Genomic DNA, 15,803 nt, shown 5'->3' on the forward strand with positions numbered 1-15,803 from the left:
CGGGATTCGAACCACGCGAACACGATCGCTCGCTCCGCTCGCGCTGCGTGTTCTCTGCTTCGAATCCCCTGCGTGCTGCGGTTCAGCACGCTTTACTCCCGTTCAGCGGCTTCACGGGCACGGTGGGATTCGAACCCACGACCGTCGGATTAGAAGTCCGACGCTCTATCCGGACTGAGCTACGTGCCCTCAGTCATCGATTGCACGCTCGTTTTAAAAACAGTAGTGATTGCCGATAGAGCCACGTGCCGGCCACCACGTCTCTCACGCGGGATCGGTTCGCTTGCCGAACCGCGATTCGGCGATCGCGAACGCGAGCGTGCTCGACAGGCCGAGCAGCGTGCCGGCGGTGAGCATGAGCGCCAGATACGACAGGTCGGCGTACTCGTACTCCAGGAAGTACACCGCGACGGCGTGCAGGATCGCCGCGATCGAGACGATATAAAAGGGCGCGTTGAGATGGCGCCACTCGAAGGTCCCCGCGAGGTACTCGTCGGTGACGCGTCCGAGACTGCTGGTCACGCCGGCGGCAGCGAACCACCGGATCGCGCCCGCGATGACCGCGGCGATGACTTCGATGACGCCGAGCGGGTCGCTGTCGGCCTGAGCGGTCTGCAGCGTCTGATACCCGCTGGCGCTCCCGATCAACAGGAGGACGCCTGCGACGAGATAGGTCACCAGCGTTACACGACCGGCGTACAACCCCGAGAGAAGCCGGTCGACCGCCCCGTCGAGGCGCTCCCCGAGTCCGAACCCGCGAGAGAGCAGATACAGCCCGAGCAGTCCGGAGACGAGCCCGAACACGTCGCCCTGCTTCCCGAGCAGATCAGCCACCACGGCGAGCGGATAGATCAACAGCACGATCCCCAGCGGCACCAGGATCGTCCCGCGAGTCTCGGGATCGTCCAGCACCTGCTTGATAGTGTAGTACATCGACTCCAGATCCTGGGCCTGCCTGACGACGACCCGACGGACGCCGTCGATCTTGACCCGCGATCGGATCACTGGCACGACGCTCTCGTCCTGTGCGCCGTCGGTGACCAGCAGCGCGCGAACGTCCTCGCCCGTGGTGAGTCGAGCCAGCACCTCGTCGAGTTCCTCACCGACCGCACGATTGGCCGCGACGTCGCTTCCCTCGAGTCCCGTGACCGCCGCGATCTCGACGCTCTCGCCCCCCTCGTCGACGAGGTCGTCGTAGATGTGCAACCCCTCGAAGAGGACGTTGAGATCGCTGTCCTCGGGGTCGGCGGTGGCGAACTCGACCGCGGCGTCCTCGACGGCGTCGCGGCCGACGACCGGCGTCTCGATGCCGGTTTTGCGGCCAATGTCGTCGTCGAGGTCGATGCACAACACCAGCAGCATCACGCGTTGGTAGGCGATCCCACCATATGGGCTTTCGGCATCCGCGCTCGCGTATTAGCCGAGATCGAAGTGCTCGGCGGCAGTCTCCATGTCCTTGTCGCCCCGGCCGCTGAGATTGACGACGATCGTCTCGTGATCGGTCTCTTCGAGAACCCGCTTGGCCATCGCGAGGCCGTGGCTCGTCTCCAGCGCGGGGATGATGCCCTCCTCCTCGCTGAGCGTCCGGAACGCGTCGAGTGCCTCGTCGTCGGTGATCGCCCGATACTGGGCGCGACCGGTCTCGCGGAACATCGCGTGTTCGGGGCCGACGCCAGGGTAGTCGAGGCCGGCCGACACGGAGTGTACTTCGGTGTCGTCGTCGATGACCCGCGTCTTCATGCCGTGAATCACGTCGTCGCTGCCGTCGTCGAGCGGCGCGGCGTGCCGCTGTGAGTCCGCGCCTTCGCCACCGCCCTCGCCGCCGTAGAAGGCGACGTCGTCGTCACGGAACGCGTGGAAGAGCCCGATCGCGTTCGAGCCACCGCCGACGCAGGCGACCGCGGCGTCGGGGAGGTGTCCGATCTGTTCGAGGCTCTGCTCGCGTGCCTCTTTGCCGATGACGGACTGGAACTCCCGGACCATCCGCGGGAACGGATCCGGGCCGACGACACTGCCGACTAGGTAGTGCGTCGCCTCGATGTTCTGTGCGAAGTCCTCCAGCGCCGTGTCGACCGCGTCGGCGAGCCCTTCGCCACCCCGGGTGACTTCTGTCACGGTCGCACCCATCAGTCGCATGCGGAAGACGTTCATCCGCTGGCGCTCGATGTCCTTGCGGCCCATGTAGATCTCGGTGTCCATGTCGAACAGGGCACCGGCCATCGCCGTCGCGGTACCGTGCTGACCGGCTCCGGTCTCGGCGATCAGCCGCTCCTTGCCGGCCTCCCTCGCGAGCAGCGCCTGCCCGACCGCGTTGTTGATCTTGTGTGCGCCGCCGTGCAGCAGGTCCTCGCGCTTCAGGTAGATCTCGCCACCCCACCGCTCCGAGAGGTTCTCGGCGTGATACAGCGGCGTCGGTCGTCCGGCGTACTGCCGGAGAATCGATCGGAACTCCTCCAGGAACGCTTCGTCTCGAACGATCCCGTCGAACGCCTCCGCAAGGTGTTCCAGCGGTTCTTCCAGCATCTCGGGGACGTGTCGGCCCCCGTAACCCTCGAAATCACCAGTGTCCTCTGACATCGCCTGAAACATCGGGACTGGCGCTCATAACTGTGGCGTCCCGAAGGACGAGTCCTTTTGTCGCTGCGAGCCCCAGCGACGGATGTGGACACGATCGAAGTCAGTACCGTCGTCTATCGGCCGAAATCCGACGTGTACGAGTTTCTCGTCGATTTCCCGCGCTACGCCGTTCTCTCGGAACACCTCCGGGACGTCCGCCAGGACGGCGACGGGTCGGCCGGGACGAGCTATCGACTGCACTTTGCCTGGTGGAAACTCTCCTATACGGCACACTCGATGGTGACCGATCTCGACCCACCGGAGCGGATCGACTGGGAACTCACGAAAGATCTCGACGCTCGCGGGTCCTGGGTGCTGGAATCGGGACGTCCGCCCGAAGACCGGGACGACGCGACGCGGATCCGGTTCGTCGTCCACTACGATCCACATTCGGCCGGGAAGGGGACGATCGATCTCCCCCGATTCGTCTCACTGGGCTGGGTGATCGAGAAGGTCAAACCGCTCGTCCGCAGGGAGGCCGAGCGGATCGTCGAACGGCTCGTGGCCGAACTGGAGGGTGAATCACGGGCAGTCGAGCTCGACATCCACACGACGCCGGACGGCTCGGCTCCGGGTTCGCCGTAGTCGCTGCCAGAAGATCAGGCTTCAGGTTCGCCGTAGTCGCCGCCATATTTCATGAAGAAGTACGCCAGGCCGAGCGTCGAGACCATCGCGACGCCCGAGGCGACGCCGAGCGCCTTCGCGTCACCCGGCACGGTCGGGCCGGCCTCGCCACCGACCTCGACGGTGGGGACGTCGTCGCCGACGGCAAGTGCCCCGAGCATGCCGAGATCACGATGTGGATTGCAGTAGTAAGTGACGATCCCCGACTCCTCGAAGGTCCGTTCGTAGGTATAGCCTTCCTGGTCGATCGTATCCCCGGACGTGAAGTCGGTGTTCTCGCCGACGACGTTGTGCGCGCCGCCCTCGCCGGTCCACTCCCAGACGATGGTCGTCCCGGGATCGACCCAGACAGCAGGGGGATCGAACGCGTAGCCGCTGCTGCCGGCACCGACCGCGATCGTCACCTCCTCCTGCCCCCGCAGATCGACCGTCGACCCGTCGAAAACGTTCGCGCCACTGAGATAGCCGCTGTAATCCGGCTGCTCGGCCGCCTGGGCTGTCGCCGACCCGCTGGCCGCGATCGCACCCGCCCCGGCCGCACCGCCAGCCGTCGCTCTGAGAAAGTCACGTCGAGACGTCTCTGGTTCAGCCATAGCCGTCGCTTTCAGGTGGCGACTACTGAAGATAGCGAAACCAGCGGTTATTGCTTATAGTGATTATCGTAGAATTCTATCGATTTCGCTGGGGAAACTGGATCCCAGAATCCGGTCGGAGATGAGCCGCCTCCGACCGGCTACGATAATCGCTATCACTGTTCGCGCTCGATGACGAACCGCGTGAACGTCGACAGTCGCTCGGCGATCCCCGGATCGAGTTCCGCCTCGGGGAGGCTCTCTCTGGCCCGTTGGGCCAGTTCTTCCGCACGCTCGCGAGCGTATTCGATGCTCCCGGCCGACTGGTAGATCTCGATAGCTTCCATGATCTCTCCGTCGGTGTTCTCCTCGGCCCAGAGGATCTCTTCGAGGCGGGCCACGTCTTCCGGCGGCGCGTGTTCGGCAGCGTGAATCGCCATCAGGGTCTTTTTCCCCTCGCGGATGTCGTTGCCGAACTCCTTGCCGAACTCGCCGGCCTGGTCGAGCGTGTGTTCGACGTCAAGGATGTCGTCGCCGATCTGGAACGCGATACTCATCTGCTCGGCGTATTCGGCGACGCGTCGTTCGGTCTCCGCGGACTGGCCGGTAATGATGGCGGGCAGTCGGGCGACGATCCGGCCGATACAGCCCGTCTTGCACGCGCTCATTTCGCAGTATTCCGACTCGCTGGCCCGGATCCCCTTCTCGTTGTGCCACCAGATGTCCATCCCCTGGCCGAGGTGCGTCCGGTTCAGCTCGTACATCAACATCTCGTATATCTCCAGGCGAGTCTCTGCATCGATATCCCCGGAGTTCCGGGTGATGATCTTCAGCGGCAGGAAATACATCGCATTACCTGCGTTCAACGCGACGTCGACACCGTATTCCAGATGCAGGGCGGGTTCGCCGCGGCGTTTGCTCGCCCCGTCCTCGACGTCGTCGACGATGATCGTCCCGTTGTGCAGGATCTCGGGGATGATCGCGTAGCGCAGATAGTCCATCGGATCCGCACCGAACCCATCGAACAGTTGCACCGCCAGGACGGCCCGCCACCGCTTTCCGCCGCGATCCAGGAGATCCCAGATCGGATCCGAAAGCGCCTGCTGGATCGCGTCCGGATCGTAGGCGTACGTCGGCGCGCCGAAAAAGTCCGTCAGATACTGCTCGTCGATGTCCCGTGGGAGTACCTCGGCGATCGCCTCGTCGATGACTGGCTGCCAGTCAGCAAGTACGTCCCGCATACCACGTTCCTCGCCCCGGTACCACTAAAAATCTGACCCCTCGTCCGAAGTGATGCGTCGCTCACGTCGGTTCGGGTGAGGCTTCGAGTTGACCGGCCTTCGCGCGCGTCTGCTCGACGATTTCGGGGCGACCCTCGAACTCGATCACGATCTGTTCGCCGTATTCGACGCCCTCGACGTGCGCGTGGTCGTGAATCCAGGATACCAGGCTCATCGCGTCATCGGTCATCGGGAGCACGAGGCGCTCGCGCTGTAACGCCGGCAGCGCGTCGTCGATCCGTTCCCGGAGCGTCTCGATGTTCTGGCCCTCTTTGGCGCTGACAGCCACTGGATTCGGCGCGAGTGCCGACAGCGCCTCGCGCTTTCGTTGCAACTCGGCTTCGTCGACGGCGTCGATCTTGTTCAACACGGTGAGGATCGGCGCCTCGTTGCGCTCGTAGAGGGTGTCGTGGCTTGTGACCAGTTTCTCGCGAATCTCCTCGACGGGCTCGCTCACGTCGATGACGAGCAACACGAGGTCGGCCCGGTAGACCGAATCCAGCGTCGACTTGAACGACTCGACCAGCCAGTGGGGGAGATCCGAGATGAACCCGACGGTGTCGGTCACCAGCACGTCCCGTCGGTCGAGCTCGGCCTTGCGAGTCGTCGTGCCGAGCGTCGTGAACAGGCGATCCTCGCTTTCGGCGGTCGTGTCCAGATCCGGATGGAGGTCCTCGTTGTCCTCGACGCCCAGATCGTCAGCGAGCCGGCGCAACAGCGTCGACTTGCCGGCGTTAGTGTAGCCGGCCAGCGCCACCAGATCGAACCCCGACTCGCGGCGCTGCTCGCGACGGTGCTGTTCGGTCTCCTCGATCGTCTCCAGTTCCTCGCGGATGTTGGCGATCTGGTTTTTGATGTCCTGCTCGCGGCTCTCGTCGTACTCGCCGAGCCCCATGAACCCGGGCCGCTCGTCGCGCTTGGCGAGGCTGGCCTTGGCCTCCGCACGCGGGAGTTCGTAGCGCAACTCGGCGAGTTCGACCTGCAGTTGCGCCTTGCGAGTCTGTGCCCGCTGGCCGAAGATCTCCAGGATGAGCCGGAACCGATCCAGGATCCGGACGCCCTCGGGAAGTTCGTTGCCGAGATTGTAGGTCTGGTAGGGCCCGAGCTGGTTGTCGAAGATCACGACCGAGGCCCCGGTCCGCGCGACGACCTCCGCCAGCCGCTCGGCTTTGCCTTTCCCGATGTGGAAGGCAGGGTCTTCCGTTCGGGTCTGCGTCAGTTCGTCCACGACCTCGTAGCCCGCCGCACGGGCCAGATCTCGGATTTCAGCGGTGTCGGCACTCCCCGAATCGACCCGCTTTGCGATGACCGCGGTTTCGGCGTTGGTGCGTGTCTCCGTCACTCGTCTGCGGGTAGGAGACGCGGCCATATAACTTTGTTTCGACCAGCGTCTACCGGGCGATGAACACAGGATCTGCAAGAAGAATTCGGCGTCTGCAAAGGGGAATGCGGGAGTGGTACTCCCGCGCGTGTGACACTACGGAGCCGTTTCGGCTCCACGGACGCCTACGAGATCCAGCCGCATAAGCCTCTAGCGTCGTTTAATCCAGTTCGAGTCCGCGAATCGCGACGCGTTCCTCGCCGTCTTCGACGCGGCCGATGATCCGTGCGTCCTCGCTCTCGGCGACGATCGCTTCGGCGTCGTCTCGACCGAGCGCGGCGACGAACCCAGTCCCCATGTTGAACGTCCGGTACATCTCCTCGTCGTCGACGTTACCCTCCGCCTGGACGAACTCGAAGACCGGCTGGGGCTGGAAGGGATCGTCGATCTCGTAGCGGTACGATCCCATCCGGGTGAGGTTCATCCAGCCGCCGCCAGTCACGTGTGCGGCAGCGTTGGCGTCGTGTTCGCGCAACGGATCGAGCACTTCGCTGTAGATGCGCGTGGGGGTGAGCAGTTCCTCGGCGATGGTGCGGTCGGGTTCGGGCGGGAACGGATCAGCGTAGTCGTGCTCGCGCGTGACGGCCTCGCGGGCCAGCGTCAACCCGTTGGAGTGGATCCCCGAGGAAGGCCAGCCGACGATCGCATCGCCCGGTTCGGCCTCACCGGGGAAGACGGCGTCTTTCGGCGCGAGCCCGGCACAGGTCCCGGCGATGTCCAGGCCCCTGATCACGTCCGGCATGACTGCAGTCTCGCCGCCGACCAGCGCGACGCCCGCACGCTTTGCCCCCTCGCGAAGCCCCGCTCCGATCTCCTCGCTCGTCTCCTCGTCGGGCGTCTCGACGGCCAGATAATCGACGAACGCGACCGGCTCGACCCCCGTCGCGATCAGGTCGTTCGCGTTCATCGCCATGCAATCGATGCCGACCGTGGAGTAGTCGTCGACGGCTTCCGCGACCAGGAGTTTCGTCCCGACGCCGTCGGTTGCCAGTGCCAGGTACTGCTCGCCGATGTCGACAAGTCCGGCGTAGTCACCTTCGAACTCCCCGGCCGCACCGATGAGCGCCTCGGTCGCTGCCTCGCTGGCGTCGATGTCCACCCCGGCTTGCGCGTACGTGAGTTCCTCGCGATCGTCCTCGCTCATGTCAGAGTGAGCGCCCGGGCCGGGCAAAAGCACACCGCTTCGTCGGGAACGCCGGTGAGGTCATACCGCCGGCTGTACACGACCATACGTGAAAATCGTCACGACAACCGTCGCCGTCCCCAAATCGTAGAAACCGATAACGTCGGCTCAATTTCCGATTGTCGCTTGCGACGGTGTCGTTTACGTTGCGTGAAAACGCCGTGAACAGTCCGAACGATTGGCGTGTCTTATACAGATAGCTGTGTTACCGTCGGGTATGAGCGTGGCCCGAACGCGGTGTCCGAACTGTGGGTTCGAGGTGCAGGAGGGGAAAGAGTGCTCGCTGTGTGGTGCGGATCTCGACAGTGGCGCGAACGGGCAGACGGGAGACGCCTGATCGATCCGCCTAGATCGGAAAGCACCCAGTCAGCACAATCAGCAGTTCTTGCGACCTGCCGAGTGGTTTTACCCGGTTGGCCCGTATCGGTTCTGTGACCTCGCCGTACGAGGTGCTCGGGGTCGACCCGGACGCAGACGAGGCGGAACTGCTCGAGGCGTACCGACAGCGAGTCAAAGAGACCCATCCGGACCAGGGTGGCAGTGCCGAACAGTTTCAGGCCGTCAAAGATGCCTACGAGCAACTCCGCTCCGGCGAAGTCCCCGAGTGGGAGAGTACCGCGTCACCGGACGCACGCGAGCCCAGACAGACGGGAAGGACGTCGCGCACGCCGACCAGTCCTCCGGAAACGGTCACTGTCGAGTACCTCGATTACGAGGTGCTCGACGACCACGGCTGGTCGATCGGCGACGAGGATCTGTTCGAGCGCGCCCGTCGTGCCGATCTGGACCCCGAAGCACACGGACAGTTCTCGGTCAATCCGGGCGAGACACTCCTGGAAGCTGCCGAAGACAGCGGGTTCGCCTGGCCGTTCGCCTGTCGAGGAGGGGCCTGCACGAACTGCGCCGTCGCGATCGTCGACGGGGAGATGCCCCCGCCCGTCGGCCACATCCTCCCCGAGAAGTTGATCCGCCGGGGGATCCGGCTGTCGTGTCTGTCCGCGCCGATCACCGACGACGCAAAAGTCGTCTACAACGTCAAGCACATGCCGGACGTCGAGGAGTTTCTCTTGCCCGCGAGCCGCTTCGAGAAGACCTACTCGAGACAGCGAGATCGGTAGCGTTATCCGACGCAATCAACTATGCCTGTGGCGGCATGGACAACATTCGCACTGGACTCTCGTATGGCGACGCGCTGCTCGTCCCGCAGCGATCGCCGGTCGATAGTCGTAGCAACGTCGATCTCTCGACGCAACTCACGCCTAGCATCGAACTGGAGACGCCGCTGCTGTCGGCACCGATGGACACCGTCACCGAAGCCGAGACGGCGATCGCACTGTCCCGCGCTGGCGGTTTCGGGACGATTCACCGCTTCATGAGGGTCGACGAGCAGGTCGAGGCCGTCGAACGGGTCGCCGACGCCGGCGAACGCTGCGGCGCGGCCGTCGGGATCGCCGAAGACACGGTCTCCCGCGCTGAAGCCGTTCTCGACGCCGGTGCGTCGCTGGTGATGGTCGACGTCGCACACGGGCACCTCGAGCGGACGCTCGAAGCGGTCTCGGAACTGCGGGACGTGTTCCCCGACGCCGAGATCGTCGCGGGGAACGTGGCGACGAAACAGGGCGTTCGCGATCTGGCTGAAGCCGGTGCCGACGCCGTCAAGGTCGGGATCGGACCGGGCAGCCACTGCACGACCCGTCGAGTCGCCGGGGCTGGCGTCCCGCAGTTGACAGCTGTCGACGACTGTTCCGACGCTGCTGCGTCCCTCGACGTCTCGATCATCGCCGACGGTGGAATCCGCACGTCCGGCGACGCGGTGAAAGCCCTGATGGCCGGTGCCGACACGGTGATGATGGGCAGTCTCTTCGCCGGTACCGAGGAAGCGCCGACCGAAATCGTCGAGGTCGACGGGACGCGGTACAAGCGCTCCCGTGGGATGGCGACGACCGCCGCCAACGAGAAGCGATCCGACAAAGAGACTGACGCAGCCGCACCCGACGCCGACGAAGGCGTCGAAGCGTTAACCGAGTACAAAGGCCAGCTGGTCGACGTCGCCGGGGAGTTTGCTGCTGGAATACGGTCGGGTCTCTCTTACGTCGGTGGTCACACGATCGAGCAAGCGCGCGAACGGGCGGAGTTTATCCGGGTCGCCCCTGGCGCGAAAGACCGCGAGGGCGCTCACGGCGACCACGACTGGGAAACCGTCTCCGCCGACGACTAGCGTCGTCGGAATACCCCGATCGGTAGCCGTTCTGCCGTTGTATCGAGTGATAGCCGCCGCGATCAGCGGCCGAGCGTTCGGAATCCGATGAGCTGGTAGGCGGGGCAGGTCTGCAGGTAGCCGGTGACGACCAGTACCGCACCGATCAGCGCGAGCACGACCGGGCCAACGACCGTCCCGACAGTGCCCGACACGCCGCCGATCCCGGCGAACAGGGCGATAGCGACGGCGAGGAGGGCGATTCCCAGGACGATGCGTACGAGCCGATCGGCCGAACCAACGTTTTGATCCATGTATGATGTATCACGTTCCAGGGGTAAAACTGTAGCGGCCGGCATACAGTCCGGGACGACGTCCGGGAGTGGCCTTTTCCCCTCACGGGAGAGTAAGGAACGCGCCATTGTTCAGTTTGATGGGATGACATAGCAGTCCGGAAATTGCTCCCGGGAAAGTGAATCCACTCGTCGGTTCTGAGGTGATATGCTCCGCTCGGAACGCTAATTCCTACACGAGCGATTGCCTGCCGGACGGGTCAGAAACGGCTGCCGGAACGCTCACAGTCGACGTCCGCGTGACAGAGTCGGCGTTTTACGTCGCGGACAACGGAATCGGCATCCCCGACGAGCGACGAAAGCGGCTGTTCGATCTCGAGTACGCTGACAGCGACGCGGGCTATGGCCTGTATATCGTCTCGACACTCGTCGAAGCCCATGGCTGGGACATCTCGGTCACTGACAGTGATTCGGGTGGTGCGAGATTCGAAATTAGTGGCGTCGAAACTCCCGGGACGGACTGTTCGTGAGTCTGTCTCGGGACGGACTGTTCGTGGGAACTACATGAAATCGGACAGCCCAGTCTGTCCGTCGTCCGCGTCCCCTTCCGTCTGCTGATCGTCGTTGTCGGTCTCCCCGTCCCGTTCCGACTCGGTCCGCTGGTCAGCCGAGTCGGCAGCGATCGACTGTTGACCGTCTGTCTCGTCCGGTCGGTCATCACTGACGTCCTCAGCAGCGTCTGTATCACTGCGGCTGGCGAACGCGTCGCCGCTGGCTTCGGCCGTCTCGTCGTCACGGAGTTGCTGGGCGTCCTCGACGATCGACTGGACCTTGTTCGTATCCTCGCCACTGCCGGTGATAAACGAGACGTGACTGGCGTCGAGATCGTAGGCGGCGGCCATCGCGATGGTCAACTCGCGGTTCTTGCAGTGGTGGGTCATTGTCGCCAGAAACGGCATGATCTCCCGGCGGGCCGTCGAGATACTGGTCCCATTCCGGGTCGCGATCTGGCGAGCGATGTAATCGCGGGTCTTCCGGGTCCCCTTCGTGCGACCGAGTTTCGACCAGTACGAAGGCGGACCGTAGCGCGTCCAGCCGCCTTTCTGTCCACCGCGTGCGGCCGCGACGCCCGCAGTCATGTTGTCGCCGGCGTACTTCCAGAAGCTGTAGTTCTGGGTCGCGCGCACCCGTCCCAGCCACTGGTCTGCACGCGCGAGCGCGTCGTAAGCGCGAGCCAGTTCCGTGCCTTCGAAGTCCTTCGGGACGTTGTCCGCGATCCAGTTGATCAGATCGTCCGGCGTCTCGTCGACGTCGTAGGACGATTTGAGTGCGGTTTCGGCGTCCCCCTCTTTGATCACCACGTCGAGGTACTCGAAGATCCCCTGTGTGGTATCGCGCTTGCCGGTGATTACGTCTTCGGCCGCGATCGAATCGCGACCCTCCGTCAGCGCCTGCAGATCCTTGATCGCTCCGCGGAGGTCGCCGCTGTTCATCTCGGCGATCTGCTGGAGGGCATCGTCCTCGAACTCGATGTCCTCCTTGCGGCAGATGTCTCTGAGTACGGGCACGATCGAACGCGTGCTCACCTCGCGGAACTCGATCTCTCGGCAGGCGTTGCGCAGACCCTTGGACATCTCGTAGAAGTCGTTGGCAATGAGGATGACTGGCTGGTCGGCCTCCTTGACGAGGGAGGTGACTGCCCGGGTGCCGCCGCGGTCGGCGTTGCCGTGAATGTTGTCGGCCTCGTCCATGATGACCAGCCGGCGACCCGACCCGCCCTGTGAGAGCGTGCCGGATCTGGCAGCCTCGCCGGCGACGCGTTCGATGACGTCCTTCGTGCGCGCGTCGCTGGCGTTGAGTTCGATCGTCGGCCAGCCCTTGTCGCTGGCCAGCGCGTGCGCGGCAGACGTCTTCCCGACCCCCGGAGAGCCGTGCAGAACGACCGCTTCGCGATGGTCGTCCCAGGTTTCGGCCCACTCCTCGAGAGCGTCTCGGGCTTTGTCGTTACCCCGGACCTCCGCAAGCGTCGTCGGGCGGTACTTCTCCGTCCAGTCCATTAGACGGTGAAAGGCGGGTAACGGGGTTAGTGGTTTCGGAGCACTGTAGACGCCTTTCAAACTGAGCGCAGACCGGGTGACCGGGCCTCTCTGTACTCATAGAGCAGAAAAAGTCAGATACAATACTATAAATTGCAGATGATGGTTATTTCACAGAGTCGTGGTCTCGCTTCGCACACGGCCATCCCCTTCGACGGGTTTTTGTATACCCCTCCCTTCGGATGGAATGCACACGGCAGGTGGCGGACGGCGGCCTCGGTCGCCACGCCACCGAGACTCTAGACGGGTTTTCTCCCGTCGATGATGACGATGTGACAGGGGTGTTGCTCTGCAACACTCCGGATCGCCACAGTACCGCTGTGGCGATCAGCGAGAGATGAGGAAACCACACCTGCGGGTCACACCGTACAGATGGATTCTGATGTGAGCCTTGACAGTTCGGTGATGTATCGTCGAATATCTCGTCGATCTATCACCAACTGACGGACAGAGACATAGCGTGTCTCCGCCAGCCCCTGATTGTTCAGGGGACCATTCCGGTTGATCCTGCCGGAGGCCATTGCTATCGGAGTCCGATTTAGCCATGCTAGTCGCACGGGTTTAGACCCGTGGCAGATAGCTCAGTAACACGTGGCCAAACTGCCCTACAGACTGGAACAACCTCGGGAAACTGAGGCTAATTCCGGATACGGCTCTCAGCCTGGAGTGGCGAGAGTCAGAAACACTACGGTGCTGTAGGATGTGGCTGCGGCCGATTAGGTAGACGGTGGGGTAACGGCCCACCGTGCCGATAATCGGTACGGGTCGTGAGAGCGAGTGCCCGGAGACGGTATCTGAGACAAGATACCGGGCCCTACGGGGCGCAGCAGGCGCGAAACCTTTACACTGCACGACAGTGCGATAGGGGGACTCCGAGTGCGAGGGCATATAGTCCTCGCTTTTGCGTACCGTAAGGTGGTGCGTGAATAAGAACTGGGCAAGACCGGTGCCAGCCGCCGCGGTAATACCGGCAGTTCGAGTGATGGCCGATCTTATTGGGCCTAAAGCGTTCGTAGCTGGCCATGCAAGTCTGTCGGGAAATCGACGTGCCTAACACGTCGGCGTCCGGCGGAAACTGCGTGGCTTGGGACCGGGAGACCCGAGGAGTACGTCCGGGGTAGGAGTGAAATCCCGTAATCCTGGACGGACTACCGATGGCGAAAGCACCTCGGGAGCACGGATCCGACAGTGAGGAACGAAAGCTGGGGTCTCGAACCGGATTAGATACCCGGGTAGTCCCAGCTGTAAACGATGTCCGCTAGGTATGGCACAGGCTCCGAGCCTGTGCTATGCCGCAGTGAAGACGTAAGCGGACCGCCTGGGAAGTACGTCCGCAAGGATGAAACTTAAAGGAATTGGCGGGGGAGCACTACAACCGGAGGAGCCTGCGGTTTAATTGGACTCAACGCCGGACATCTCACCAGCACCGACTGCAATCGTGACGGCCAGTTTGATGCGCTTGCCCGAGTTGCAGAGAGGAGGTGCATGGCCGCCGTCAGCTCGTACCGTGAGGCATCCTGTTAAGTCAGGCAACGAGCGAGACCCGTGTTCGTAATTGCCAGCAGCACCCATCGGGTGGCTGGGTACATTACGAAGACCGCCACGGCTAACGTGGAGGAAGGAGCGGGCAACGGTAGGTCAGCATGCCCCGAATGTGCTGGGCAACACGCGGGCTACAATGGCCGGGACAACGGGTCGCAACCCCGAAAGGGGGCGCTAATCCCCTAAACCCGGTCGTAGTTCGGATTGAGGGCTGAAACTCGCCCTCATGAAGCTGGATTCGGTAGTAATCGCGTGTCAGAAGCGCGCGGTGAATACGTCCCTGCTCCTTGCACACACCGCCCGTCAAAGCACCCGAGTGAGGTCCGGATGAGGCCTGGATCCCCAGGTCAAATCTGGGCTTCGCAAGGGGGCTTAAGTCGTAACAAGGTAGCCGTAGGGGAATCTGCGGCTGGATCACCTCCTAACGATCGGGACTGGGGCGTCGCCCTAGCCCACAAGCCCTGTCGCCTTCGGCGGCAGGTACTGGTGACAGACGACCACTGTGTCGTCCACCGGACTGTCGAGGCTCGCACCCCTCGCGAGAGGGAGACCGATAGCTCAGTGGTAGAGCACCACCTCGCGTGGTAGCCCCGGTTCGATTCCGGGTCGGTCACTCCCGCGGGCGATCGTCGCCCGCACCGACCGATGCACCAGCCCGCGGCAAGCGCGGCTGGGAAGGGTTGATGCACGCACCACCCACCTCGGGCGTGTATATGACACCGCGTGTACGTGCAATCCAGACGTCAACTGGACCCGTTTCATCGTGGAACGTGTGTCCGACTATCCGGAGCTGGGCCTCGCCCAGCTTCGTATCGAATGGCTACTGTGCCGTTCGGTGAATGGCTCGGCTCGAGCGCCGACGAAGGACGTGCCAAGCTGCGATAAGCCTGAGGGAGCCGCACGGAGGCGAAGAACTCAGGATCTCCTAATAGGAACTCCTCACCGCAATTGCTTCGCGCAATGGGGAACGCCGGGAACTGAAACATCTTAGTACCGGCAGGAAGAGAAAGCGAATGCGATATCGTCAGTAACCGCGAGTGAACGCGATACAGTCCAAACCGAATCCTTCGGGATATGTGGTGTTTTGGGCTGACTCTCATCGTCTGACCGTCTGTTCGAAGTCTCCTGGAACGGAGCGTGATACAGGGTGACAACCCCGTAGAACAGACCGGTAAGACGTGCGTCAGTTCCTGAGTAGCGGGGGTTGGAAATCCCTCGTGAATTTGGCAGGCATCGTCTGCCAAGACTAAATACGACTCGAGACCGATAGCGAACAAGTAGCGTGAGCGAACGCTGAAAAGCACCCTCAGAAGGGAGGTGCAATAGGGCCTGAAATCGAGCGGCGATGGAGCGACGGGGCATACAAGGTCCCGTGACGAATGAGCCGGGTGCGAACCCGCAGTAAGACTCACGGGAAGCCGGTGTTCCGTCGTACGTTTTGAAAAACGAGCCAGGGAGTGTATCTACGAGGCGAGCTTAACCGGAGTATCCGGGGAAGCGCAGGGAAACCAACATGGCCGCAGAGTCGTGGACTTCGTCCACGCGCCCCAGGGCCGCCGTCTTCAAGGGCGGGGAGTCCCGTGGATACGACCCGAATCCGGACGATTTACTCCTGGACAGGGTGAAGCGTATCGAAAGATACGTGGAGGCCCGCTAGCGTTGGTGTCCTACAATACCCTCGCGTGATCTAGGAGTAGGGGTGAAAGGCCCATCGAGTTCGGCAACAGCTGGTTCCAACCGAAACATGTCGAAGCATGATCTCCACCGAGATAGTCCGTGAGGTAGAGCGACCGATTGCCGTGTCCGCCCTCGAGAGAGGTCGGCTCGGCTGTCAAACTCCGAACTTACGGACGTTGTGGACGTGGAGGTTCCGGTATGCGGGGTAAGCCTGTATACCAAAAGGGGAACAACCCAGCGTCAGGTTAAGGTCCCCAAGTGTGGATTAAGTGTAATCCTCTGAAGGTGGTCTCAAGCCCTAGACAGCCGGGAGGTGAGCTTAGAAGCAGCTACCCTCCAAGA

The 15,803-nt window shown here is 63.0% G+C and carries 12 protein-coding genes, 2 tRNA genes and 2 rRNA genes; 7 read left to right on the forward strand and 9 right to left on the reverse strand.

What is annotated here, in order from left to right; all coding sequences use genetic code 11:
* Nucleotides 1–114 precede the first annotated feature (114 nt).
* The 3 genes from OB916_RS11850 to trpB all read right to left on the reverse strand — a co-directional run bounded on the left by OB916_RS11850 (nt 115) and on the right by trpB (nt 2,577).
* Nucleotides 115–189, reverse strand: a tRNA-Arg gene (locus tag OB916_RS11850).
* Between the two features lie 75 nt (nt 190–264).
* Nucleotides 265–1,362 carry a DUF373 family protein gene (locus OB916_RS11855; protein WP_315909508.1) on the reverse strand — a complete coding sequence of 366 codons (1,098 nt, stop codon included), beginning with the start codon at nt 1,360–1,362 and terminating at the stop codon, nt 265–267.
* Nucleotides 1,363–1,416: 54 nt separating this feature from the next.
* Nucleotides 1,417–2,577: a tryptophan synthase subunit beta gene (gene trpB, locus OB916_RS11860; protein WP_315909509.1), complete on the reverse strand. Its 1,161-nt coding sequence runs from the start codon at nt 2,575–2,577 to the stop codon at nt 1,417–1,419.
* 84 nt (nt 2,578–2,661) lie between these two features.
* Between trpB and OB916_RS11865 the strand changes: the two genes are divergently transcribed.
* Nucleotides 2,662–3,201 carry a type II toxin-antitoxin system RatA family toxin gene (locus tag OB916_RS11865; RefSeq protein ID WP_315909510.1) on the forward strand — a complete coding sequence of 180 codons (540 nt, stop codon included), beginning with the start codon at nt 2,662–2,664 and terminating at the stop codon, nt 3,199–3,201.
* Between the two features lie 14 nt (nt 3,202–3,215).
* Here OB916_RS11865 and OB916_RS11870 read toward each other — a convergent pair whose 3' ends face one another.
* The 4 genes from OB916_RS11870 to purM form a co-directional block, all read right to left on the reverse strand.
* Nucleotides 3,216–3,833 (reverse strand): halocyanin domain-containing protein, encoded by a 618-nt coding sequence (locus tag OB916_RS11870; protein WP_315909511.1) that lies wholly within the window; start codon nt 3,831–3,833, stop codon nt 3,216–3,218.
* A 155-nt stretch (nt 3,834–3,988) separates the two neighbouring features.
* Entirely contained in the window at nt 3,989–5,053 is a 1,065-nt protein-coding gene (locus tag OB916_RS11875; RefSeq protein ID WP_315909512.1) for a polyprenyl synthetase family protein, read from the reverse strand.
* 61 nt (nt 5,054–5,114) lie between these two features.
* Nucleotides 5,115–6,434, reverse strand: a complete 1,320-nt coding sequence (gene hflX, locus OB916_RS11880; protein ID WP_315909513.1) for a GTPase HflX — start codon at nt 6,432–6,434, stop codon at nt 5,115–5,117.
* A gap of 199 nt (nt 6,435–6,633) precedes the next feature.
* On the reverse strand, nt 6,634–7,617 hold the full coding sequence (gene purM, locus OB916_RS11885) for a phosphoribosylformylglycinamidine cyclo-ligase (RefSeq protein ID WP_315909514.1): 984 nt from the start codon (nt 7,615–7,617) through the stop codon (nt 6,634–6,636).
* A gap of 470 nt (nt 7,618–8,087) precedes the next feature.
* Between purM and fer the strand changes: the two genes are divergently transcribed.
* Both fer and OB916_RS11895 read left to right on the forward strand, forming a co-directional pair.
* Entirely contained in the window at nt 8,088–8,774 is a 687-nt protein-coding gene (fer, locus tag OB916_RS11890; RefSeq protein WP_315909515.1) for a ferredoxin Fer, read from the forward strand.
* 35 nt (nt 8,775–8,809) lie between these two features.
* Complete coding sequence (locus tag OB916_RS11895; RefSeq protein ID WP_315909516.1) at nt 8,810–9,874, forward strand: guanosine monophosphate reductase; 1,065 nt, start codon at nt 8,810–8,812, stop codon at nt 9,872–9,874.
* A 62-nt stretch (nt 9,875–9,936) separates the two neighbouring features.
* Here the strand turns inward: OB916_RS11895 and OB916_RS11900 are convergent, their stop codons facing one another.
* A complete protein-coding gene (locus OB916_RS11900; RefSeq protein WP_315909517.1) occupies nt 9,937–10,167 on the reverse strand; it encodes a YgaP family membrane protein in 231 nt (76 codons plus the stop codon).
* A gap of 182 nt (nt 10,168–10,349) precedes the next feature.
* Between OB916_RS11900 and OB916_RS11905 the strand changes: the two genes are divergently transcribed.
* A complete protein-coding gene (locus tag OB916_RS11905; protein WP_315909518.1) occupies nt 10,350–10,676 on the forward strand; it encodes a sensor histidine kinase in 327 nt (108 codons plus the stop codon).
* A gap of 30 nt (nt 10,677–10,706) precedes the next feature.
* Here OB916_RS11905 and OB916_RS11910 read toward each other — a convergent pair whose 3' ends face one another.
* Nucleotides 10,707–12,203 (reverse strand): replication factor C large subunit, encoded by a 1,497-nt coding sequence (locus tag OB916_RS11910; protein WP_315909519.1) that lies wholly within the window; start codon nt 12,201–12,203, stop codon nt 10,707–10,709.
* A gap of 533 nt (nt 12,204–12,736) precedes the next feature.
* Here OB916_RS11910 and OB916_RS11915 point away from each other — a divergent pair.
* From OB916_RS11915 to OB916_RS11925, 3 genes are all read left to right on the forward strand, one after another.
* A 16S ribosomal RNA gene (locus OB916_RS11915) occupies nt 12,737–14,207 on the forward strand.
* A gap of 124 nt (nt 14,208–14,331) precedes the next feature.
* Nucleotides 14,332–14,398 (forward strand) — tRNA-OTHER (locus tag OB916_RS11920).
* A gap of 197 nt (nt 14,399–14,595) precedes the next feature.
* Nucleotides 14,596–15,803, forward strand: a 23S ribosomal RNA gene (locus OB916_RS11925); the annotation flags it as partial.

The organism is Halapricum hydrolyticum (genome assembly GCF_025517535.1).
In the GTDB taxonomy this organism is placed as follows: Archaea; Halobacteriota; Halobacteria; order Halobacteriales; family Haloarculaceae; genus Halapricum; species Halapricum hydrolyticum.

Bases quoted from the DNA above. Each gene is read 5' to 3' on its own strand.
- OB916_RS11870 (WP_315909511.1), bottom strand. From the start codon at position 3,833: ATGGCTGAACCAGAGACGTCTCGACGTGACTTTCTCAGAGCGACGGCT.
- trpB (WP_315909509.1), bottom strand. From the start codon at position 2,577: ATGTCAGAGGACACTGGTGATTTCGAGGGTTACGGGGGCCGACACGTC.
- OB916_RS11855 (WP_315909508.1), bottom strand. From the start codon at position 1,362: ATGCTGCTGGTGTTGTGCATCGACCTCGACGACGACATTGGCCGCAAA.
- OB916_RS11895 (WP_315909516.1), top strand. From the start codon at position 8,810: ATGGACAACATTCGCACTGGACTCTCGTATGGCGACGCGCTGCTCGTC.
- OB916_RS11910 (WP_315909519.1), bottom strand. From the start codon at position 12,203: ATGGACTGGACGGAGAAGTACCGCCCGACGACGCTTGCGGAGGTCCGG.
- purM (WP_315909514.1), bottom strand. From the start codon at position 7,617: ATGAGCGAGGACGATCGCGAGGAACTCACGTACGCGCAAGCCGGGGTG.
- OB916_RS11875 (WP_315909512.1), bottom strand. From the start codon at position 5,053: ATGCGGGACGTACTTGCTGACTGGCAGCCAGTCATCGACGAGGCGATC.
- OB916_RS11900 (WP_315909517.1), bottom strand. From the start codon at position 10,167: ATGGATCAAAACGTTGGTTCGGCCGATCGGCTCGTACGCATCGTCCTG.